We start from the raw sequence: 21,270 nt of genomic DNA, 5'->3' as shown, positions 1-21,270 counted from the left end.
ATACATTATTTTATTAAGGACGCTTACCACAGTGACGGCAAAATAAGTGTGAGCTGCGTTTATTTAGCTCTGCTTTTATCGCTTTATTGGCCTCTAGCTTACTTAGCCCTAGTTTGTAGCGTAACTCCTCAAGGTGATGCATCTGCTCATCAGTGAGCTTACCATCGGTTATTTTCTCGTGGGTGGCATCTTCAAAGAGCTGGCGACGTTTGCGTATTTGCTCTGAGAAACTCGACGCTAATAAACCGGTTGGTATGGCAACCATTCCCATACTCACCAAAGTGATTACGCCACCAAATAGTTTACCAATAGGCGTTATAGGCACAACATCGCCATAACCAACCGTAGTTAGGGTTGCCATTGCCCACCACATGGCTGCAGGAATAGAGCCGAACTTGTCTGGTTGAATGTCGTGCTCTAATAAATAAATACCGCAAGAGGCTAAAATAAGTAACACAGACATAATAAAAAATGCCGCCAGTAATGAACTCGACTCATCAATAAACGCCTGCAATAACAATTGCATTGCTCGAGAATAACGAGTGAGCTTAAATACCCGCAACAACCGCAGTACCCGTAAAAAACGTAAATCGATAGCAAAGAAAAACATTAATAAACTAGGCAAAATGGCAATTAAATCGATAATTGCCAGAGGTGATAAAATATATCGAATCCGTTTTTGTGTGTTTGAGCAATTCATGGAGGCGTACTTTACGCGATCGACACAAGTCCAAGCACGTATTAGATATTCAGCACTAAATATAGCCACTGATACCAGCTCCAAGATTAAAAACTCGCTATAGTACTCGGTTGCGATGCTGTGCACCGACTCAAGCACAATCGCCACCACATTAATCATAATTATGCTGATCAGTATGACATCTAAAATGTGTCCCGCTCGCTGATACTTACCTGACGCTTCAAATACTTGGTTTATGGTTTGTCTTAGTTTACGCATAGTACCTATTACAATGTGAGCAGCATATTGATACTGCCTTCTTCAAAATCACGACTTATTTTAAACCCGAGTTTACGAGCCAACTCAATCATGCCGGTATTTTCTGGCAGTGTGATACCTTCAACCGTTTTCACGCCTTGGCGTCTGCAGTGAGAAATAGCCGCGTTCATTAAAATACGCCCTAACCCAAGTCCTTGGCAATCAGAACGTACCACAATGGCAAACTCTGCTTGTAAGTTATCGGGATCCATAATCACTCGCGAAACCCCTAATGTGTGTTGTTGCTCGTCTTGTGTTTGGGTAACAATAAATGCCATTTCGCGGTCGTAATCAATTTGCGTCATTTTAGCGAGTTGATCATGGTTAAATTGTGGCAATTCACCAAAAAAGCGCTTGTATCTATCTTCTTTGCTTAAGGAGCGGTCAAACTCTTGATGTGCCTGCTCATCTTCTGGTTTGATTGGTCTGAGCGTTGCTAAGGTCTTATTTTTTAGGGTGACCGTTTCAACCAACTCAATAGGATAAGGGCGGATTGATAAACGTTTTCGGTGCGCCTGAACCTGGTACTGACTTAAGTTCATGGTGGCATCAAGGACTAAAAACTGCCCATTACTGGCTAAAATAGGATTTAGCTCTAATGAGGTGATATCGGGTTGATCGACAACGAGTTGAGAAATTCGGGTCAGTAGCGCACATAAACGATATTTATCTACTTTTTCTGGCAGAATGCGATCTTTAAGGACTCCTTTATCATGGGCGGCGGCAATTAAATATTTAGCTAGGTTCATATTCAGTGGTGGCAAGGCCACCGCCGCTTGAGCGTACTCAAGCCCTGTGCCAGCTTCACCTAATAAAATAACTGGCCCAAAATTAGGCTCTGTTTTAATGGCTATGCGCAGCTCATTGGCGCCTGCTCTCGGTGCCATTTTTTGTAACGAAAAGCCATCAATAATAGCATCAGGGTAGGTGTTTTTTATTCTTAACAGCATGGCAAATGCCGTTTGCTCGACCTCTTGTGCATCATTGAGGTTGAGTACTACGCCACCGACTTCAGACTTAGAGGGAATACTGGGGCTCATCAACTTTAATGCGACCGGAAAACCTAGCTCTATTGCTTGCTCTTTTGCCTCGGTAGGGGTGTAGGCTACTTCAGTTTGGATACAGTCTATACCGTAGCTACTTAAAATTTGACTCGCTTGATGGGTTGATAAGTAATGTTGCTCATCATTTAAAAACTCTTTAATAGCTGCTTTCGCTGCTACTTTATTAATAGTCGCATCATCGGTGTTTGATTCTGGCGTTTGGGTTAAATGTTTTTGGTTACGACGATAGCTTACTAAATGCATAAAGGCACCTACTGCGCCTTCTGGGGTACGATAGGTCGGAATGGCGTTATTTGCGCAGATGCGTCTGGCTGCGAAGGCGGCATCTTCTCCCATGAAATTAGTGATCACATACGGGCGTGCCATTTTTGGTAATTTGTTCAGTGCCTCAACAATAACCTGAGCGTAATTTTCACTCGGGGCCAATGCCGATGGAGTATGAATGATCAGTAAGTTTTTAACTTCTTTAGCATTAAGCAGTATTTCTAATGCGTGTTTGTAACGCACTGGCGCAGAATCGCCAAATATATCGACAGGGTTTGATGTTGTGTCTGAATGTGGGATCACTTTATTGAGTGCTTCGCGCGTTTCATCACTAAGCTGAGCAAGTTTACCTGAGCTTTGAATAAGTTCATCAACGGCCATCACTCCAGGGCCGCCGCCATTAGTTAATATAGTTAGCTGCTCTACTTGCAGTAATTTGGGGTGCATTGCCAAGGTTTGAGTGGCGGCAAAGAGTTCACGCAAATCATTTACTCTCAACATCCCTGCACGTTGAAACATGGCATCATATACTGCATCTGAGCTTTGTTTTCCGCCGGTGTGTATTTCAGCGGCAAGAGCGCCTGCACTGGTTCTGCCCGTTTTAATGGCAATAACGGGCTTAGAAAATGCCGCCGCACGCGCGGCAGAAATAAAGCTGCGAATATCATTAATGTTATCTATATAAAGTAGGATAGCTTTGGTTTTAGCGTCGCGGCCTAAAAAGTCGAGTATTTCGTCAAACTCAATATCTAAACAATCTCCCATAGATACAAAGTATGAAAAGCCAATTTCTTTATTTTTAGCCCAATCAAGAATCGTTGAACAAACAGCCGCTGATTGCGACACAAAAGCCAGTTTACCTGGCGTGGCAACAGTGTGCGAAAAACTCGCGTTTAAACCTATATGCGGAATAAGTAACCCTAAGCAATTTGAGCCAAGCAGCGTCACTTTATGCTTTGCAGCGTTATCTTTAAGTTCTTGTTTTTGGGTACCTGTTAGGCCATCAGCAATAATAATAGCGCTTTGGCACCCCAGCGTACCTAGCTGCTCAATAATTTTCATTAAGGTGTTTTTATTGGTACAGATAACGGCTAAATCAGGTACTTTGGGGAGGGCTTCAATACTTGAGTAAGCCAATACGCCATGCACTGCAGTATGATTGGGTGTAACAGGCATGATGGGCCCTTTAAACCCGCCTTGTAATAAATTACGCATTACCACATTACCAGCCCGAGTAGGGGTGTTTGATGCCCCAATAACAGCGACTGAGCTTGGATTAAAAAACTGGCTAATACGTTTTAGACTCATTGCGTTTCCTTGGCTGATTAAGTTTTGCTATCTATACCTTCTCAATGTAACCTGTTTATAGTGTTTTTTCGAGCGTGAACGTGCTTATTATTGATATTAGGGTCTGTTGACCTTTCAAGGTTAAATTTGCAGCAGTCTGTTTGGTATTTAGGCAAGGCAGAGCCTATGTGGTGTGGTTATTCCCCATAAATAGGCGATAACGCAGCATCAATGCCAAACAGGCGCTGCCCGAAGGGTTCTGTCTAGGGGCGATTTACTCTTTGTTGCTCGGTTTTGACTTAGCCCACTAGGTTACAAACCTCGCGCCGCGATTAAATCGCCCCTAGTTTGAACAAATTTTAATCCGCAAAGGTCAACAGACCCTAATCAAGGAGAGTGAAGTGAATAAAATATCGAATGTAACCGTTGTTATGGCAGCGGCGTGTTTAAGCATTGGCCTAATTGCATTGGGTTTTATTATAAAAGGGGCTGCGCTTGATATTAAAGGGATGGAGCGCACGGTGCAGGTAAAAGGGTTAGCTGAACGTGAAGTTGTGGCTGATACCGTTATTTGGCCTTTGCAGTTTAACGATGCCGACAACAATCTTGAAAAGCTTGTTGAGCGAGTTGAGCAAAAAAACGATGCGGTGATTGCCTTTTTAAAGTTACACGGCTTTGATGATCAAGAAATATCGACAGGCACTCAATCTATTATAGATAAGCAAGCCCGTGAATACGCGAATGATAATCAAAAGTTTAGGTATGTTATTAGCTCAAATATTATTGTTTATTCCAATGCTCCTGATAAAGTTAAAAACGCACTGAGCAAAGTGAGTCAGCTAGCTAAACAAAATATAGCTATTGTGCAAGACAACTATCAAACTCGTATTGAGTATATTTTTACTGGGCTTAACGATATAAAACCAGCCATGGTGCAAGAAGCAACAGAAAAAGCCCGAGAAGTGGCAGATAAGTTTGCTAAAGATTCAAATTCACGCTTAGGTAAAATTAAAACCGCTCGCCAAGGGCAGTTTAGCATTAGCGATCGGGATTCAAACACGCCGCAAATTAAAAACGTACGTGTTGTTACCAGCGTAGAATATTACTTATCAGATTAGAGCCGCCACTTGTTCAGTAGAGCGCTGTAAATAAGCGGCGCTCAGTAGCAAGGTTATCTCGCTTGGGGGATTATTTTTTAATGCCTCAAGTATTTGTAATTTTGCTGCAGGATTTTGTTTTTGCTCTATTTCCATTAATGCCAGCAAGGCCGAAAATTCATGTTTTACCGGAATGTTTGGCTTATGTGCATAGGCAATGTAACTGGCAACCGGAGTGAGCCCTTGCTTATTTGTATGTGCTAACGCATGTAGTAACTCTTCATTAGATTCAAATAACATTAACGAGCGAACATAGTTAAAAGGCAGTTGTGTGGGCATTGCTTGCTTAAATACATTATGCAGGGCGTTATTACCAGTGTCGTCTGTACTAATAAATCCCTTATTTAATTTAAGTGCAGGCGTAAAAAAACTCAGCGCGTCTAAACTGGTTAGTTTTTCAATAAACGGCGCTGGTGGCGTATTAGTGGTTAAAATACGCACGGCGATGTTTTGCATAAAATCGTATTTAATACTCATGCGTAGCGCACTTTCAAACAGGTAATTAAGCTGTATTACTTGCTGTGCCTCAGTGAGCTTTTTAAAATCGTTATCTAGCTCATCAAACTGCTGTTGTTTAATACGCGCATTGAGTAGCTGTATGCTTAGATCCATTCTGTTCTCCTTGAATTCCAACTTTATCCTAGCTTAATTTTTTGCTTTATAAAACAAAAGGCCGCAATTGCGACCTTTTATACCTTTAAGTAAATACTTAAAAATTAAGCTTGTTTGCTGGCAATCCACTCATTAACGAAGTTTTCTAGTACGTTTAATGGTACAGGGCCATTTTTAAGCACTACATCGTGGAACTGGCGGATATCAAACTTATCGCCAAGTTGCATTTTAGCATCTTCACGTAGTTCTAAAATTTTCAGCATACCTACTTTGTAAGCCGTTGCTTGAGATGGCATTACAATGTGACGCTCAACCATTTTCACACCGTCAGAAGTGGCGTTAGGGGTGTTGTTAACGTAGTAATCAATACCTTCTTGACGAGTCCACTTCATTGCGTGAATACCGGTATCAACCACTAAACGACATGCACGCCATAATTCCATGGCTAAGCGACCAAAATCTGAATACGGGTCTTCGTAAAGGCCCATTTCTTTTGGTAGTAATTCTGAGTATAACCCCCAGCCTTCAATGTAGGCTGTGTAACCACCAAATTTACGGAACTTAGGTACCCCTTCAAGTTCTTGTGAAATGGCAATTTGCATATGGTGACCCGGAATCCCCTCATGATAAGCCAAGGCTTCCATTTGGTAAGTAGGCATTGCTTCCATGTCGTATAGGTTGGCGTAGTAAATACCTGGGCGTGAACCATCTGGCGCAGGTTGTTGATAAAACGCTTTACCTGCCGCTTTTTCACGGAATGCTTCAACACGTTTTACAATCATGTCGGCTTTTGGTTTTACAATAAACAGCTCATCTAAGCGTGTTTTCATGTTATCAATTAAGCCTTTAGCTTCACTTAAGTACTGTGCTTTACCAGCTTCAGTGTTAGCTAAATAAAATTGCTTGTCGGTTTTCATAAACTGCATAAAGGCGTTTAAGTCGCCCTCAAAACCGACTTTATCTTTAATGGCACGCATTTCATCATGAATACGTGATACTTCAGCAAGGCCAATGGCATGAATCTCTTTTGCTGTAAGGTCTGTGGTGGTGGTGCGTTTCAGTGCGTTATTGTAAAACGCTTCGCCATCAGGGAATTTCCAAGCACCGTCACGGTCATCAGCACGTTTTTCTAACTGTGCAATGTAGTTAATTAACTTAGAGTAAGCAGGTTTAACCGCTGTTTTTAATGCTTCAGTCGCTTTACTAATAAGTGCATCTTTTTCAGCTTGGTCTATTTCTAAGGCATTAACTTTGCGTTTAAAGTCAGCTAAAAGTGTAGAATCTTCACCTTGTTCAAACGGCGCACCTTTAATGATGTTTTTGCTTGAATCAATGACGTGTGGAAATACAAATTTAGGCGCGATGATGTTTTTATCGGCGCGAATTTCTAAGCCAGTAATAAGCTGATCAAATACACCGGGCACCCCATTTAAACGAGCAATGTAATCGTTAGCTTCTTTTACGTTGCTAATTTGATGCTGGTTGATTAAAAAAGCCGGCACCATAGAGTGCGTACCAAACATTTGGTTTACTGGGTAGTTATGGTAACGCCATTTGAAATCAGCAATGCTGGCTTCTAAATCTTGTTTTTTTAAATCATAACTTACTTGGGTTGCTGTATCTAATTGCGCACGATTAATGCTGTTGAGTGTGACCAAATCGGCTTTAGCTTGTGCCAAGTCTTTAAGGGCTTTTTCTTCGCTGTTGTCATCCCATTTATCGTAATCTTTTTTGATGCCCATGTAGGTTTGATAAACCGGGCTGCTCATTACATCACGATTAAAAGTGTCTTCAAAAAAAGCATTCGCTTTGTCAATTTCACTTTGAACAGGTTGAGCTTGAACCGCAGGTGCAGGCGTTGATTGTTGTGTTGCTTGTTGGCAACCTGCAAGCAGTGCCACACTAATGGTGGCAGCAATTAGAGTAAGTTTACGCATTCGTTTCCCTTTTGTTGTTAGAAACCTATTATTGTCACTAAACAAATAACGCAAGTAGATCATTTAAAAAACGTTGCCCTTGGAGTGTAACGTGCCAGTGGCTGTCTGTTTTTGTTAGTAAACCGGCATTAATGGCTTTATCTAGTGCATGCTGTTGGCTTTGCAGTGGTTGCTGCGTCAGCGCATTAAAATCATTTATAGGGCATGGCTCTATTAAACGAAAGCGATTCATAAAAAATTCAAACGCTAAGTCGTCTTGCTCTACTTGCCAGCTTTTGTACAAGTAGGGTTTAATAATATCCATATAGCCCCGAGGGTGTTTTACCTTTTCAGTGCGTGTTATCACCCCCGTTTTCGCATCAGTAACCTTACCATGAGCGCCGCAGCCAATGCCAAGATAATCGCCAAACCGCCAATAATTTAAGTTATGTTGGCATTGATAGCCAGGTTTTGCATACCCTGATATTTCATATTGCTGATAGCCAGCTTGTGCTAATAATGCTTGGCCTTGCTCTTGAATATCCCATAAGGTTTCATCTTGTGGCAAAGTCGGCGGTTTTGAAGCAAATTGCGTATTGGGCTCAATGGTGAGCTGATACCAAGAAATATGCGGTGGATTGAGCGCTATAATTTGTTTTAAATCACTCAGTGCATCATCAAGAGACTGCCCTGGTAAGCCATGCATTAAGTCAAGGTTAAAGCTATTTAACCCTGCTTCACTGGCTTGCTGTGCAGCATAACTGGCTTCATCGGCACCATGAATTCGACCTAGGGCTTTTAACTTATCGTCCTGCATGCTTTGCACGCCGATAGAGATACGGTTAATGCCTGCTTTTACATAATCTTTGAAACGGCCAGTTTCTACTGTGCCGGGATTTGCTTCAAGGGTTATTTCACAGTTATCGCTTAAGCCAATTAGGCTATCTACTTCCTTGAGTAAACGGGTGTATGCCGCGCCGGTTAATAGGCTTGGTGTGCCGCCACCTATAAAAATACTGTGAATTTTACGCCCTTGTACTAAGTGTAAATCAGCTTTTAAATCGTCGATTAAATGCTGTACATACTCAGCTTCAGGGATGTCACCTTTTTGTCCGTGGCTGTTAAAGTCGCAGTAAGGGCATTTTTGCACGCACCATGGCACATGCACATATAAACTTAGTGGAGGAAGGTTCACAGGCCGCCTTTGTGTTGTAGCTCTTGCAGTAACATTTTAAGTGCTTGCCCTCGATGACTTAGGGTATTTTTTTGCGCTTTTGTCAGCTCTGCACTGGTGCAATTTTCTGATGGCACAAAAAAGATAGGATCGTAGCCAAAGCCACCTTCACCGTGTTGGCTAAGGGTTATTTCGCCCTCCCAGCTAGCACTGCAAATAAGTGGGGTAGGGTCGTCGGCGTGACGCATCAGTACCAATACACACCAAAAACGAGCACGGCGGTTAGGGTTATCGCCTAAATCAGCCAGTAATTTATCGATATTATCTTGATCACTTGCGCCTTTACCTGCAAAGCGGGCAGAGTAAACGCCGGGTGCGCCATTTAAGCTATCAACTTCTAATCCCGAATCATCAGCAATAGCCGGTAATCCAGTTATTTTAGCTGCATGACGCGCCTTAATTATCGCGTTTTCTACAAACGTGGTGCCTGTTTCGGCCACTTCGCTCACGTTAAAGTCGCTTTGTGGTACTACATTAATATTAAGCGAGCTGAGCATGTTAGCCAGCTCATTTACTTTGCCGGGATTGCCGGTTGCAAGTACTAAGGTGTTGGTCATCTTTAATCTACGTAAAATTTTTGCTGAAACTTTAATGTTTGGAAATGGTTACCTTGTTGGATTTCAATTTCAAAACGTAAAATTTCTTCGTTGGTGTAATCTACTTGAGCGAGGTAATAAACAGCGTCGCCTTCAACCACTTCTTTAAAGTTGAGGCTTTGTTTATTGCCTAATAAATTTCTAGCGGTGCCTTGTAATGTCGCTTTTTGCGCTGTTTTATCAGTATCATTTTTTAAGATAGAAATATTAACAATACCTTTGTAGCCACTGCGTTCCAGGCCGTACGTTTTGGCTATTTGTGGCTGAATAAACGTTGATGGAAAGGCTATATAATGAACTTGCCAAGGGCCTAGTTCTTTATATTGAGCGCCTTGTTCTTGTGCGCTGTGCGCATTAAATGCTAAAGCGAGACAAGCAATAAAACAAAACTTTATTAAACGTTGCATAGTTAACTCCTGAGTATGTAAAAAGAGGCGCTAGGCCTCTTTTATATTACGTTATGCTTAAGCTAAAATGTCCATTAGCAGCATCTGTAAAAACTGAATGCCGATGATTAGTACCAGTACCGATAAATCTAACCCCCCTAATGGCGGTAAAACTTTACGGATAGGCTTTAACATTGGCTCAGTAAGCTGATGGAATACCGCTTCAATTGGGTTATAGCCTTGGCTTACCCAGCTTAAAATAGCGCGGATGATTAATACCCAAAAGACTAAATTTAAACCTTCTTTTAAAACAGTTATTAGCGCCTGTATAAGCACAGGCTGAATAGCCCAAGAGCTATAAATCAGCCACATTAGGGTACTTATTTTTGCCGCAGCCACTATAAATGCCAGCAACAAAGAGGCTAAATCAAGCCCGCCTAGCCCTGGAATGATTTTTCGCAGCGGGTTAACTGCAAACGAAGTGGCTTTGACCACAAATTGGCTCATTGGGTTGTAAAAGTCGGCTTTTGCCCACTGTAGCCAAAAACGCAGTAGTACCACCATTAAAAATAGATCAAACAAGGTGCTAATTAAAAATTGCATGGCATTCATAGTATAACCTTCAATAAAAAATGGTTTTAAAGTTCTTGTTCCATTTGCACTGCACGCGCAATACACGCATCCATTGCATCGCCTACGGTTTTAGTTAAACCTTGTGCTTTTAAATGCTCAACGGCTGCATGCGTGGTACCGCCTTTTGATGTCACATTTGAACGTAATTGTGAAATGCTAATATCAGTTTGGCTAAGTGCCATTTCAGCTGCGCCAAGGGCGGTTTGCTGCACTAAGCGGCGTGCGTCTTCATCACTAAACCCAAGCGCTTTGGCTTTTTCTTCAATGGCTTCCATAAATAAGAAAAAGTAAGCCGGTGAAGAGCCGGTAACAGCAATCACGTCGTTTATTTGCGACTCTTTTTCAACCCATACAACAATGCCTGTACATTCAAATACTTGCTGTACAAACTCATGCTCGCTTTGGGTTTCGCCTGCACCATATAAGCCAGATACACCACGACCAAGTAATGATGGCGTATTTGGCATACAACGTACCATTTTTACATCTTGACCAAGCATTTCACGTAAGCGCTTAACGGTTAAGCCTGCCGCGACTGAGATAAATAATTTATCGCTAAAGTCGACACCTGAATCTTGAAATGATTGGCATAAATCGCCCATCATTTGTGGTTTAACAGACAAAACAATGACATCGGCATCGCGCATAGCTTCGTTATTGTCACTGGTGGTTTGCACCTTAAAGTCGGCAGCTACCTTAGCTAGTTTTTCTTGGTTGCGGTTAGTCGCAATAATATTATTTGCGTTAAAGCCGTTTTTTACCATGCCACCAATGATGGCGTAGCTCATATTACCTGTGCCTATAAATGCGATTTTTTTATCTGACATATGTCTGTTATCACCTTTTAAGTTCGTGTTCCAAAAATATCTGTGCCGATCCTCACCATGGTTGAACCTGCCGCTATGGCAGCCTCTACATCGTTACTCATCCCCATCGACAACGTATCTATATGAGGATATTGGGTCTGTAGTTTATCAAAGCAAGTTTGTAATTGCTCAAAATATTGAATTTGCGTGTTTGCATCGTCGCTTTTAGCGGGAATAGCCATCAGTCCGCGCAACTGTAAATGGGCACATTGATCTATATATTGCGCCAGCTCAGTGATTTCATTGGGGTGACAACCAGACTTTGCTTCTTCTTCGCTAATATTCACTTGAATAAGTACATTTAGTGGCGGCATTGTCTCAGGGCGTTGACTGTTTAATCGCTTGGCTATTTTAAGTCTGTCTACACTTTGCACCCAAGCAAAATTGGCAGCGACTAAAGCACTTTTATTTGACTGAATAGGGCCAATGAAATGCCAAACAATATCGCTAAATGTGTCTAGTTGCGCTATTTTATCTACAGCCTCTTGAACATAAGATTCACCAAATTGACGTTGCCCTTGCTCATAAGCTGCCATAATATCAGTAGCGGGTTTGGTTTTAGATACTGCAAGTAACGTAATATCGTTACTATTACGTTGTGCTTTGTGCGCTGCCTCTGCAATTCTAGCGTAGGCGGATGTGAGTCGTTCTGCTATTGTAACCATATATTTATCAGTTAGTTGTGGAGTCATAAATGGATATCACCGAATTATTGGCATTTAGTGTGCAACATAAAGCATCAGATTTGCACTTATCATCAGGGGTATCACCTATGATACGTGTTGATGGCGATGTGCGACGTATTAATATACCAGCACTTGGAGATAAAGAAGTCAGCAGTCTGGTTTATGACATTATGAACGATAACCAGCGTAAGGACTATGAACAAAATCTCGAAGTGGATTTTTCTTTTGAAGTCCCTAATTTAGCACGTTTTCGTGTAAATGCCTTTAACTCTAATCGTGGCCCTGCTGCTGTGTTTCGTACTATCCCGAGTGACGTACTCACTCTTGAAGATTTAGGCGCACCTGAAATATTTAAACAAATTTCAGATAACCCACGAGGCCTAGTGTTAGTCACGGGCCCTACAGGTTCAGGTAAGTCGACCACGCTTGCGGCGATGGTCGATTACATCAACCAAACTAAGCATCATCATGTGCTGACTATTGAAGATCCTATCGAATTTGTTCACGATAATAAACTCAGCTTAATTAATCAGCGGGAAGTTCATCGTGATACACATAGCTTTTCTAACGCACTACGCAGCGCACTCCGTGAAGACCCAGATGTTATTTTAGTGGGTGAGTTACGAGATTTAGAAACTATTCGCCTTGCTATGACCGCTGCGGAAACCGGTCACTTGGTGTTTGGTACTTTGCATACGACCTCTGCACCTAAAACCATTGACCGTATTATTGATGTATTCCCTGGCGAAGAAAAAGATATGATCCGCTCTATGCTCTCTGAGTCATTACGTGCAGTTATTTCGCAAACACTGATAAAAAAAGTTGGGGGAGGGCGAGTGGCTGCACACGAAATTATGTTGGCAACGCCTGCTATTCGTAACTTAATCCGTGAAGATAAAATTGCACAAATGTATTCATCAATTCAAACAGGTGCGTCGCAAGGCATGCAAACCATGGATCAATGTTTAACAAGCTTAGTTAACCGTGGCATTATCACTCACTCAGCGGCGTATACAAAAGCGCAAGATAAGACGCAGTTTAGCGCTTAAGGAATTATTATGACTTTATCTTTAAATCACTTTTTACAAATAATGATCGACAAAAAAGGCTCTGATTTATTTGTATCGAGCCAACTTCCTATTAGCGCTAAAATTAACGGCGAGCTAACTCCTCTTAATGACGATAAATTAACAGATGAGCAAGCGCTAGAGTTAGTTGAATCAGCGATGAGTGAAAAACAAAAAGCAGAGTTTCATAACACTAAAGAATGTAACTTTGCGATTGCAACTAGCGAAGGGCGCTTTCGTATTTCGGCTTTTTGGCAACGCGACAGAGCGGGCATGGTTATTCGCCGAATTGTCACTAAGATTCCCGACGTTAAAGAGCTTGGATTACCTTCTGCATTGACCGATGTGATTATGTCAAAGCGCGGACTCGTGTTATTTGTAGGTGGTACGGGAACCGGTAAATCAACGTCTTTGGCGGCACTTATTGGTTATAGAAATCGCAATCAACGTGGGCATATTTTAACCATAGAAGATCCGATTGAATTTGTGCATGAACATCAAAAAAGTATTATTACCCAACGTGAAGTGGGTTTAGATACTGAAAGCTTTGAATCGGCACTTAAAAGCTCTTTGCGCCAAGCGCCTGATGTTATTTTAATTGGTGAAATTCGTTCGCAAGAAACCATGGAATATGCGTTGAGCTTTGCAGAAACGGGTCATTTATGTGTTGCCACCCTGCATGCCAACAATGCTAACCAAGCTATTGACCGCATTATGCACTTAGTACCAAAAGAAAAGCACGATAAGCTTAAATATGACTTAGCATTAAATTTACGCGCTATCATTGCTCAGCAACTTATTCCTACCTCTGATGGGGAAGGGCGTGTTGCTGCCATTGAGGTATTACTTAATACGCCAATGGTCAGTGAGCTAATTAAAAACGGTAATATTGGTGGCATTAAAGAAACCATGGCTAAATCAACAGAGATGGGCATGCAAACCTTTGACCAAGCGCTGTTTGAGCTTTACAGACAGCAACGTATTAATTATGCCGATGCATTGCATCATGCGGATTCGCCAAATGACTTACGCTTGATGATTAAACTACGTAATAACGAGCAGCAAGGCGCAGGCTTCTTACAAGGTGTGACCATTGATGGCCTTGATGACAAAGGCAATATGACTTAGTCTTAACCCACATAAAAAAAAGCGCCTTAGGCGCTTTTTTTTATGTGTGTTAAGTGCTTTATTCACCATAACTGGCTTCAAAAAAACTCTCTAGAATGATCACCGCAGACATATTATCTACGTTACCTTTACCTAAATTTTTATAGCCACCACGTTCAAATAACCGTGCCTTTGCATCTGCAGTCGTTAAGCGTTCATCTTGAGTATGAACTGCAATGCCGTAATGGTTGTGCAAACGATTAGCAAACTTTTTAGCTTTAAAGGTAACCTCTTGTGAGGTGCCATCCATGTTTAGCGGTAACCCGACAACCATTAAATCGGGTTGCCATTCTTTTACTTGCACAGCAATGTCATCCCAATTAGGAATGCCATCTTGGGCTTTCACCGCTTTTAAGCTGGTGGCGCTGCCTGTGAGCTCTTGACCAATAGCAATACCAATACTCTTGGTACCAAAGTCAAATCCCATAACGGTGCGCTCACCTTGTGGCTTTACTGTTTTTTTAGTCATGTGTATCTTTTATGTTATTAGGCATGTCCAGCTTCGGGGCTTAATTGGCTAACATCAAAACCAAGCATAGAGACTGCCATTTCCCAGCGTTTTTCTACTGGAGTATCAAAAATTATTTTAGGATCGGCTTTAATGATCAGCCAGCTATTATCAAGTAGCTCTTGCTCTAATTGGCCTTGTTCCCAACCGGAGTAGCCTAAAGTAATAATAAATTGCTCGGGTGCTTGGGCTGTGGTTAACGTGGCTAACACATCTTTTGAGGTGGTGATCATAATATCACTGCTCAACTTTTGGCTTGCCGAGTACCCAGGTTTAGGTGAATGTAGCACAAAGCCACGGTCTGTTTTTACCGGCCCGCCAGCAAACACAGTCACTTGCGCGGCATGTTGAGATTTATCGTTATCAATATCAATTTTGTCGAGTAACTCACCTACGGTGACATCAATCGGCTGATTGATCACCAATCCCATAGCGCCTTCTTCGTTGTGTTCACAAATATAAGTGACGGCACGTTTAAAAAAAGGGTCTTGCATTGATGGCATTGCGATTAAAAAGTGATTTTCTAATGACTGCATAAGTTTTACCCTTTTAGTTATTGAATCTTGAGTATGGCATAGTCCCATGTTTTAACACTAAAAATTTATTCGAGTTTTCAGCGATGACACGATAAGCGTCATCGCTTTATATTTTTGAACTGATTCAGTGATAATTTATTTATTAAGCTTTTTCTCTATGGCGTCAAATAAAATGCCAGTAATTGAAATATCGTAAGCGGCTTCAATTTCTTTTACGCAGGTTGGCGCTGTTACGTTAATCTCAGTTAACTTATCACCAATAATATCTAAACCTACAAATATTAAGCCTTTTTCTTTCAAAGTAGGGGCGACCGCCTTTGCAATTTTAAGATCTGATTCGCTAATTGGGCGTGCTTCACCACGACCGCCTGCGGCTAAATTACCGCGTGTTTCGCCATTTTGTGGAATACGCGCTAAGCAATAAGGAATCACTTCACCATCAACAACCAATACGCGCTTATCGCCTTGAGTGATCTCTGGGATGTAATTTTGCGCCATGGCAAAGCGGCTACCATGCTCGGTTAAAGTTTCGCATATTACGCCTATATTAGCATCATCGGCTTTTACTCTAAAAATAGAAGCGCCACCCATGCCATCAAGCGGTTTTAAAATAATATCTTTATGCTGGGCTAAAAACTCACGAATTTGTTTTTGGCTGCGTGTTACTAATGTATCTGGCGTGTGTTCACTAAACCAAGCTGTAAAGAGTTTTTCATTGGCGTCGCGCAAGCTTTGTGGTTTATTAATCACTAATGTGCCAGCTTGTTCTGCACGCTCTAAAATATACGTTGCGTAAATATATTCAGTATCAAAAGGCGGATCTTTACGCATTAAAATAACGTCTAAATCAGCCAGCGCTATGGTTTCTTTTTCTTCAAGTTGGTACCACTTTTGAGCGTTATCAAAAACTTGAGCTTTGGCTGCAGTGGCGTAGGCATTGCCTTGACGCAGCGATAAATCATCCATTTCCATGTAGTAAATTTCGTAGCCACGGGTTTGTGCTTGCATCATCATTGCAAAACCGGTGTCTTTTTTAATATTAAATCCACTAATAGGATCTGAAATAATACCTAACTTAATTGCCATGCGCTGTGCCTTAATTTATGTGTTTTTTACAACTGTAATCTTGATATGTGGGTGCTTTTAGTTATTTCAATTAGCTAAATCGCCAAATTGTAATTGCAGTGCACTTAAAACGGTTAACGCTGCTGTTTCTGTGCGAAGTACTCGCGGACCTAAGCGAATATCTACAAATTCTTGTTGTTTAGTTTGCGCCATTTCATCATCGGTAAATCCCCCTTCAGGGCCCACTAAAAATCGCACGCCACCATCAGGAACAGTAATGGTTTTAATGCTGTGCTCGGCGCGCGGGTGTAAGGTTAATTTAATTGCATCGGTTTGCTGTTCAAGCCAGTGTTTTAAATCTACGGGAGGATTAATGATTGGTACAAAGTTGCGCCCAGACTGCTCTGCAGCAGCAATGGCTATTTTTTGCCATTGCTGGTGTTTTTTTTCTAGGCGGTCGCCACTGAGTTTTACGCCGCATCGCTGGCTAAAAATAGGTGTTATTTCAGTGATCCCTAATTCAACCGACTTTTGAATGGTAAAATCCATTTTATCGCCACGGGATACACACTGGCCTAAATGAATCTTTAATGGCGATTCAACGTCATGAGGATTAAATTCAAGGGGCATAACAACCACGGTTTTTTTGCTCACTTCAATAATTTCACTGAGAAATTCACCCCCTTCACCATTAAAAATAGAAACCTGTTCGCTCACTTTCATACGTAGCACACGACCTACATGGCCTGCAGCGTCATCGTCAAGATTTAAAGGGGTGTTGAGAGCAATCGGTGATGATTGATAAATATGGGGCACTCGCATGGCAAATCACTTTTTTACATAGAAGTTATATCTCTCTATGGTAAGTAAGCAAAGGCTTGGGTGCAATTATTTATTTTTCATATTCGGGGGTTAAAAGCTCTGTTAACTCTTGTGCAGTTTGAGCTATGTCGGTATCACACGATAAATGGTTTGAATGGCATTCATCTTTTATGGGCTTAATTTCATACCCTTGATCTGTTTGAATAACCATATAGCGTTTTTCATGCAGTGAATTATAAATAAAGCGCTGTGTATCATCGGCGAGCAAGTAATCTGTTTGGTTAAACAGTACCCCCTGAATATTGTGGTGTTCGTGTAGGTAGCTGGCCAGCTCAGAAATGCTTATTTCGTTTTCAATATCGCAATAGCAATAATCTTTAACGAGTTCATCAAACATCATTTTAACCAGCTTTTGGGTATTAGCTCCGGCAATAACGATGTCTTTTTTAGCTGGATCATTTGAGTTTATATAGTGTTTAATAAATGAACGACTAAACTCATTGTCTATATCAATTAAGAGATAGCTCGCTGTTTTTATTTCCATATGCCTGAAGTCCCTGTTAATTTACCAGACTATTAAATAGGGACGTTTAGTAACGGCTTAATTTAACCAGTTTGGTACTAAATTGAAAACATACTTATAAGTAAGTAACCAATAGCACAAAATACAGCAAATTCAATACACGCAATACCAATATTATCTTGATGATCGACTTCAAGTGCGGTGTCGATATTAGGCATTGAAATAATTTTTATAATATACGTTAAACAGTATAGTAACAGCCACATCACACCGCAATGCATTACCAAGGTAAATAAGTTTTCCACCATTTTACCATTTTGAAAGGCCGCACTAGATAAACCAGCATACGCCGCAAGTGCTAATCCAATTGACTTACCCGCATAGCGAATACCAATAGAGGTATTTTCTAAGCCAAAATTACTTTGCAATGAGGCGCCTTGATTTGCTTTAGCAAAGCGGTATTCACGTATTTTACTGTCCAAAGCAAACATGCCTTGCAACACAAAAAAGCTTACTGAAGCAATTAATAAATTACTAAACCCCTGAGTATGTGTCCATGTATATAAACCCAGCGCTAAAATACAATTGGCAATAAGCATCCCCGAGTCAACCAGTGCAGCACAGACGTTTTGCTTTAGTATTGCGGCTTCTTCATTAAAGCGGCGTAATATCCATTTACGATGGATTAAATGCCCCATTTTTATAAATGAAAAGAGCAGCACAATTAACAAAATCACTTTTAATGGGTTTGATTGTGCGGTGCTAATACTAATTTCATCAAATAAAAACGCCATGGTTGCTATAACAACAGATATTTCAGAGGCAAAACTAATCCCCATTGCAAAGTTATCATGCTGCGCCAATTCTTCTTTAAGTGCTTGTTTTGCTTTTATTTGAGTAACAATTCTTAAACTGATGATGATGATACAAATAACCACAAAACTAATAGCAATCGCAACTAAACTAGTGTTAGATAATGACAAATATGACATGGTGTTCCTAAATAGATTTACCTTAATAGGTTTTTAACCATTCTAGTATGGTTATTGGTGAGATAAAAGAGGGTATTGATGAGTAACGACACGCAGCTTCCTATTGAATTACAAAAACTCGGTGAAACACGCTTTGCAGCGCTGTACCCAGAGCAGAAAAACCAGCAGCAGATAGTGCGGTTATTAGCGTTAAGTGATTTTGCTTGGCGCAGTTTAAGCTCTCAACCTACGCTACTGTCTTGGTTGCTGTGTGAGCACGAAATTAAAAATAGAGAAATTTTAGACCCTTTTGCACAGCTTGATATAACTAAAATAGAAGAGAGTGAATGCCATAAGTTACTGCGCCAATACCGAGAAAAATACTGGTTAAAAGTGGCTTTTTTAGATTTATGCTGCAAAAACCCAATTGAAAATAGTATTAAATACATTAGTGAACTTGCTAATAAACTGATCGACAGTGCTAATCAATGGGCCTATAAAAATGTCGCGAAAACCAATGGTGAGCCATTAGATGAGCACAATAACCCATTACCATTAATGGTATTAGGAATGGGTAAACTAGGCGGACAAGAACTCAATTACTCGTCAGATATTGACCTTATTTTTGCATATCCTCGCAATGTTAAAACCCAAGGAGGGCGTCGCTCACTAGAGGCATCCGTTTTTTATACCAAGGTCGCGCAAAAGCTGATCACAGCGCTTAATCAATGTACGGTCGATGGCCAAGTTTTTCGCGTAGATATGCGTTTGCGACCATTTGGTGAAAGTGGCCCATTGGTGATGAGCTTTAACGCGATTGAAGATTATTACCAAGAGCAAGGGCGTGATTGGGAACGTTACGCGATGTTAAAAGGGCGCTTAATTGGCACGCCTAACATTTATTGGGAAGAGTTTAATACGTTATTAAAGCCTTTTGTGTATCGCCGTTATATTGATTTTTCGGTTATTGAGTCACTAAGAAAAATGAAGCTTATGATTGCCCAAGAGGTGCGTCGTAAGCGCTTAACCAATAATATTAAGTTAGGTGGTGGTGGCATTCGCGAAGTGGAGTTTATTGTTCAGGCTTTGCAAATGGTGCGAGGCGGCAGAGAGGCCAACTTACAAGCGCAATCTTTACTAATTGCATTAAAAGAGCTAACAGTTAGCCAAGTTATTGATGAGCTTGAAGCTAAAGATTTAAAAAGCAATTACTTATATTTACGCAAAGTAGAGCAATACCTACAAATATTTGATGATCAACAAACACAAACACTGCCCGAGGATGAGCTCAATCAACAGCGACTCAATGTGTTGCTCGCTCAGGCAGATTTTGCGGCAACGCTTGTTAAAATAGATCATGTGATGAGCCAAATACATAACGAATTTACACAGGTTATAGGCGAAGAAACTGAACCACTTGATACCTGTGAAGGGGCGTTTATTAGTGCTTGGGATCACGGCGATGTTAGCTTTTTAAATGAGCCCAGAGATGAGTGGCAAACACCATTATACGACTTTAAACAACGACTTTCTAAAGCTAAAGTAGGCAATCGTGGGCGCGATATTCTTGATAAATTAATGCCTGCATTACTAAAACAATTAAACGACTTTAATGCTACTGCCAGTGCGTTTACAACGGTATGCCAAATACTAAATAAAATTATTTCGCGCACCGCTTATTTAGAGCTGTTGTATGAAAACCCAGGAACGTTAAAGCAGTTAGTTTTGCTCTGTTGCCATAGCAAGTGGATTGGAGAGCATATTTCATTGTATCCCATTCTACTCGATGAGCTTATCGACCCTGCAGTGCTGTATAAACCGACCCCATTAACAGCTTATAAAGATGAAATAAGACAGTATTTTTTACGCATTGAACATGACGATTTAGAGCAGCAAATGGAAGCGCTGCGTCAGTTTAAGCAAACCCATCAATTACGCATTGCCGCAGCTGATGCGACGGGCGTTATTGATGTAATGAAAGTAAGCGATCACTTAACAGCATTGGCTGAAGCGATAGTCGATCAGGCTGTAAATATTGCGTGGTACCACTGCGTAAAACGCTTTGGTATGCCACCTAATACCGATGATGAAAACAAGGGGTTTGCGGTTATTGCGTATGGTAAAACTGGCGGTTTTGAGGTGGGTTATGACTCTGATCTCGATTTAGTCTTTGTGCATAACCATGATGGTACAAGCTACACTAATGGTGATAAAGCGATTGACTCAAGACAGTTTTATTTAAAACTCGCACAACGATTAATGCATTTATTTAATACCCGTACCGCCTCAGGTATTTTATATGAGTTAGATACTCGTCTGCGTCCAGAAGGTGCATCAGGGCTATTAGCTATTAATCTAGAAAGCTTTAATCATTATCAGCAAACGCAAGCATGGACATGGGAGCACCAAGCGCTGGTTAGAGCGAGGCTGATTTTAGGTCAAGCTGAATTAGTAACACGATTTGCACAAATTCGCGCCGAGATATTGTGCCAACAACGTGATGAAGATACTTTAAAAGCAGACGTGATTAAAATGCGCGAAAAAATGCGTGGCCATTTGGCTAAAGGCAATGCGCAGCAATTTGACTTAAAACAAGATGTGGGTGCCATGACCGATATTGAGTTTATAACGCAATACTTGGTATTAAAACATGCCCATGAGTTTACCCACTTATGCGATAATTCTGACAATGTGAGAATTTTAACGGACGCGGCTAAAATTGGCTGTATCAGCGATATTCAAAAAAAGCAGCTTATTCAAGCGTATATAGACTATCGCTCACGCTATCATGTGTTGAGCTTAGACCAGCAAGGTCGCTGCGTTAAACGCGAAGAGTTTAGTGAAAATATCAATAATGTTAGCACGGTTTGGAAGGCAATATTTGGGCTAGATTGAGCAATTTAATGTTATGCG

At 41.1% G+C, this 21,270-nt stretch carries 20 protein-coding genes; 4 read left to right on the top strand and 16 right to left on the bottom strand.

Annotation, left to right across the window (positions count from 1 at the left end; translation table 11 throughout):
- Positions 1–13: 13 nt before the first annotated feature.
- On the bottom strand, positions 14–958 hold the full coding sequence (locus tag PISS_RS13145) for an ion transporter (protein WP_013465861.1): 945 nt from the start codon (positions 956–958) through the stop codon (positions 14–16).
- Positions 959–966: 8 nt separating this feature from the next.
- A complete protein-coding gene (locus PISS_RS13140) occupies positions 967–3,633 on the bottom strand; it encodes a bifunctional acetate--CoA ligase family protein/GNAT family N-acetyltransferase (protein WP_058155241.1) in 2,667 nt (888 codons plus the stop codon).
- Between the two features lie 380 nt (positions 3,634–4,013).
- Between PISS_RS13140 and PISS_RS13135 the strand changes: the two genes are divergently transcribed.
- Complete coding sequence (locus tag PISS_RS13135) at positions 4,014–4,730, top strand: SIMPL domain-containing protein (protein ID WP_008467710.1); 717 nt, start codon at positions 4,014–4,016, stop codon at positions 4,728–4,730.
- Here the strand turns inward: PISS_RS13135 and PISS_RS13130 are convergent.
- The 8 genes from PISS_RS13130 to PISS_RS13095 form a co-directional block, all read right to left on the bottom strand.
- Positions 4,722–5,381 carry a hypothetical protein gene (locus PISS_RS13130; protein WP_058155240.1) on the bottom strand — a complete coding sequence of 220 codons (660 nt, stop codon included), beginning with the start codon at positions 5,379–5,381 and terminating at the stop codon, positions 4,722–4,724. The genes PISS_RS13135 and PISS_RS13130 overlap by 9 nt on opposite strands.
- Positions 5,382–5,485: 104 nt before the next feature.
- Positions 5,486–7,318: a DUF885 domain-containing protein gene (locus PISS_RS13125; protein ID WP_033102538.1), complete on the bottom strand. Its 1,833-nt coding sequence runs from the start codon at positions 7,316–7,318 to the stop codon at positions 5,486–5,488.
- 37 nt (positions 7,319–7,355) lie between these two features.
- Positions 7,356–8,492 (bottom strand): radical SAM family heme chaperone HemW, encoded by a 1,137-nt coding sequence (gene hemW / locus PISS_RS13120; RefSeq protein WP_058155239.1) that lies wholly within the window; start codon positions 8,490–8,492, stop codon positions 7,356–7,358.
- Positions 8,489–9,088, bottom strand: coding sequence for an XTP/dITP diphosphatase (locus tag PISS_RS13115; RefSeq protein WP_016900586.1), 600 nt, complete (start codon positions 9,086–9,088; stop codon positions 8,489–8,491). The genes hemW and PISS_RS13115 overlap by 4 nt, the downstream gene beginning before the upstream one ends.
- Positions 9,089–9,090: 2 nt before the next feature.
- Positions 9,091–9,534 carry a DUF4426 domain-containing protein gene (locus PISS_RS13110; RefSeq protein WP_058155238.1) on the bottom strand — a complete coding sequence of 148 codons (444 nt, stop codon included), beginning with the start codon at positions 9,532–9,534 and terminating at the stop codon, positions 9,091–9,093.
- Positions 9,535–9,591: 57 nt separating this feature from the next.
- Positions 9,592–10,125 carry a YggT family protein gene (locus tag PISS_RS13105; RefSeq protein WP_058155237.1) on the bottom strand — a complete coding sequence of 178 codons (534 nt, stop codon included), beginning with the start codon at positions 10,123–10,125 and terminating at the stop codon, positions 9,592–9,594.
- A 26-nt stretch (positions 10,126–10,151) separates the two neighbouring features.
- Entirely contained in the window at positions 10,152–10,973 is an 822-nt protein-coding gene (gene proC / locus PISS_RS13100) for a pyrroline-5-carboxylate reductase (RefSeq protein ID WP_024600822.1), read from the bottom strand.
- Positions 10,974–10,990: 17 nt separating this feature from the next.
- Entirely contained in the window at positions 10,991–11,704 is a 714-nt protein-coding gene (locus PISS_RS13095; RefSeq protein ID WP_024600821.1) for a YggS family pyridoxal phosphate-dependent enzyme, read from the bottom strand.
- 2 nt (positions 11,705–11,706) lie between these two features.
- Between PISS_RS13095 and PISS_RS13090 the strand changes: the two genes are divergently transcribed.
- Positions 11,707–12,747: a type IV pilus twitching motility protein PilT gene (locus PISS_RS13090; RefSeq protein WP_013465851.1), complete on the top strand. Its 1,041-nt coding sequence runs from the start codon at positions 11,707–11,709 to the stop codon at positions 12,745–12,747.
- A gap of 9 nt (positions 12,748–12,756) precedes the next feature.
- Positions 12,757–13,893, top strand: coding sequence for a PilT/PilU family type 4a pilus ATPase (locus tag PISS_RS13085; protein WP_013465850.1), 1,137 nt, complete (start codon positions 12,757–12,759; stop codon positions 13,891–13,893).
- 58 nt (positions 13,894–13,951) lie between these two features.
- On the opposite strand, the gene ruvX is transcribed toward PISS_RS13085, so the two are convergent.
- The 6 genes from ruvX to PISS_RS13055 all read right to left on the bottom strand — a co-directional run bounded on the left by ruvX (position 13,952) and on the right by PISS_RS13055 (position 18,378).
- Positions 13,952–14,401, bottom strand: coding sequence for a Holliday junction resolvase RuvX (gene ruvX / locus PISS_RS13080; RefSeq protein ID WP_013465849.1), 450 nt, complete (start codon positions 14,399–14,401; stop codon positions 13,952–13,954).
- 17 nt (positions 14,402–14,418) lie between these two features.
- The gene (locus PISS_RS13075; protein WP_024600819.1) at positions 14,419–14,976 is read right to left on the bottom strand and encodes a YqgE/AlgH family protein; all 558 of its coding nucleotides are present in this window, start codon (positions 14,974–14,976) and stop codon (positions 14,419–14,421) included.
- Positions 14,977–15,111: 135 nt separating this feature from the next.
- The gene (gene gshB, locus PISS_RS13070; protein WP_013465847.1) at positions 15,112–16,062 is read right to left on the bottom strand and encodes a glutathione synthase; all 951 of its coding nucleotides are present in this window, start codon (positions 16,060–16,062) and stop codon (positions 15,112–15,114) included.
- Between the two features lie 66 nt (positions 16,063–16,128).
- Positions 16,129–16,863 carry a 16S rRNA (uracil(1498)-N(3))-methyltransferase gene (gene rsmE / locus PISS_RS13065; protein ID WP_028835645.1) on the bottom strand — a complete coding sequence of 245 codons (735 nt, stop codon included), beginning with the start codon at positions 16,861–16,863 and terminating at the stop codon, positions 16,129–16,131.
- A 70-nt stretch (positions 16,864–16,933) separates the two neighbouring features.
- Positions 16,934–17,407 carry a hypothetical protein gene (locus PISS_RS13060; RefSeq protein WP_028835646.1) on the bottom strand — a complete coding sequence of 158 codons (474 nt, stop codon included), beginning with the start codon at positions 17,405–17,407 and terminating at the stop codon, positions 16,934–16,936.
- A 77-nt stretch (positions 17,408–17,484) separates the two neighbouring features.
- Complete coding sequence (locus PISS_RS13055; protein WP_058155236.1) at positions 17,485–18,378, bottom strand: DUF350 domain-containing protein; 894 nt, start codon at positions 18,376–18,378, stop codon at positions 17,485–17,487.
- A gap of 78 nt (positions 18,379–18,456) precedes the next feature.
- On the opposite strand from PISS_RS13055, the gene glnE reads away from it, so the two are divergent.
- The gene (gene glnE / locus PISS_RS13050) at positions 18,457–21,252 is read left to right on the top strand and encodes a bifunctional [glutamate--ammonia ligase]-adenylyl-L-tyrosine phosphorylase/[glutamate--ammonia-ligase] adenylyltransferase (protein ID WP_058155235.1); all 2,796 of its coding nucleotides are present in this window, start codon (positions 18,457–18,459) and stop codon (positions 21,250–21,252) included.
- Positions 21,253–21,270: the final 18 nt, after the last annotated feature.

The sequence above is a fragment of the Pseudoalteromonas issachenkonii genome, from assembly GCF_002310795.1.
Lineage (GTDB): Bacteria > Pseudomonadota > Gammaproteobacteria > Enterobacterales > Alteromonadaceae > Pseudoalteromonas > Pseudoalteromonas tetraodonis.
This window is presented reverse-complemented; position numbering and strand designations above follow the sequence as displayed.

What these genes read in the sequence shown, in the direction of transcription:
- PISS_RS13145 (WP_013465861.1), bottom strand. Translation starts at nt 958, where the DNA reads ATGCGTAAACTAAGACAAACCATAAACCAAGTATTTGAAGCGTCAGGT.
- PISS_RS13140 (WP_058155241.1), bottom strand. Translation starts at nt 3,633, where the DNA reads ATGAGTCTAAAACGTATTAGCCAGTTTTTTAATCCAAGCTCAGTCGCT.
- PISS_RS13130 (WP_058155240.1), bottom strand. Translation starts at nt 5,381, where the DNA reads ATGGATCTAAGCATACAGCTACTCAATGCGCGTATTAAACAACAGCAG.
- PISS_RS13125 (WP_033102538.1), bottom strand. Translation starts at nt 7,318, where the DNA reads ATGCGTAAACTTACTCTAATTGCTGCCACCATTAGTGTGGCACTGCTT.
- PISS_RS13115 (WP_016900586.1), bottom strand. Translation starts at nt 9,088, where the DNA reads ATGACCAACACCTTAGTACTTGCAACCGGCAATCCCGGCAAAGTAAAT.
- PISS_RS13110 (WP_058155238.1), bottom strand. Translation starts at nt 9,534, where the DNA reads ATGCAACGTTTAATAAAGTTTTGTTTTATTGCTTGTCTCGCTTTAGCA.
- PISS_RS13105 (WP_058155237.1), bottom strand. Translation starts at nt 10,125, where the DNA reads ATGAATGCCATGCAATTTTTAATTAGCACCTTGTTTGATCTATTTTTA.
- proC (WP_024600822.1), bottom strand. Translation starts at nt 10,973, where the DNA reads ATGTCAGATAAAAAAATCGCATTTATAGGCACAGGTAATATGAGCTAC.
- PISS_RS13095 (WP_024600821.1), bottom strand. Translation starts at nt 11,704, where the DNA reads ATGACTCCACAACTAACTGATAAATATATGGTTACAATAGCAGAACGA.
- PISS_RS13090 (WP_013465851.1), top strand. Translation starts at nt 11,707, where the DNA reads ATGGATATCACCGAATTATTGGCATTTAGTGTGCAACATAAAGCATCA.
- PISS_RS13085 (WP_013465850.1), top strand. Translation starts at nt 12,757, where the DNA reads ATGACTTTATCTTTAAATCACTTTTTACAAATAATGATCGACAAAAAA.
- ruvX (WP_013465849.1), bottom strand. Translation starts at nt 14,401, where the DNA reads ATGACTAAAAAAACAGTAAAGCCACAAGGTGAGCGCACCGTTATGGGA.
- PISS_RS13075 (WP_024600819.1), bottom strand. Translation starts at nt 14,976, where the DNA reads ATGCAGTCATTAGAAAATCACTTTTTAATCGCAATGCCATCAATGCAA.
- gshB (WP_013465847.1), bottom strand. Translation starts at nt 16,062, where the DNA reads ATGGCAATTAAGTTAGGTATTATTTCAGATCCTATTAGTGGATTTAAT.
- rsmE (WP_028835645.1), bottom strand. Translation starts at nt 16,863, where the DNA reads ATGCGAGTGCCCCATATTTATCAATCATCACCGATTGCTCTCAACACC.
- PISS_RS13060 (WP_028835646.1), bottom strand. Translation starts at nt 17,407, where the DNA reads ATGGAAATAAAAACAGCGAGCTATCTCTTAATTGATATAGACAATGAG.
- PISS_RS13055 (WP_058155236.1), bottom strand. Translation starts at nt 18,378, where the DNA reads ATGTCATATTTGTCATTATCTAACACTAGTTTAGTTGCGATTGCTATT.
- glnE (WP_058155235.1), top strand. Translation starts at nt 18,457, where the DNA reads ATGAGTAACGACACGCAGCTTCCTATTGAATTACAAAAACTCGGTGAA.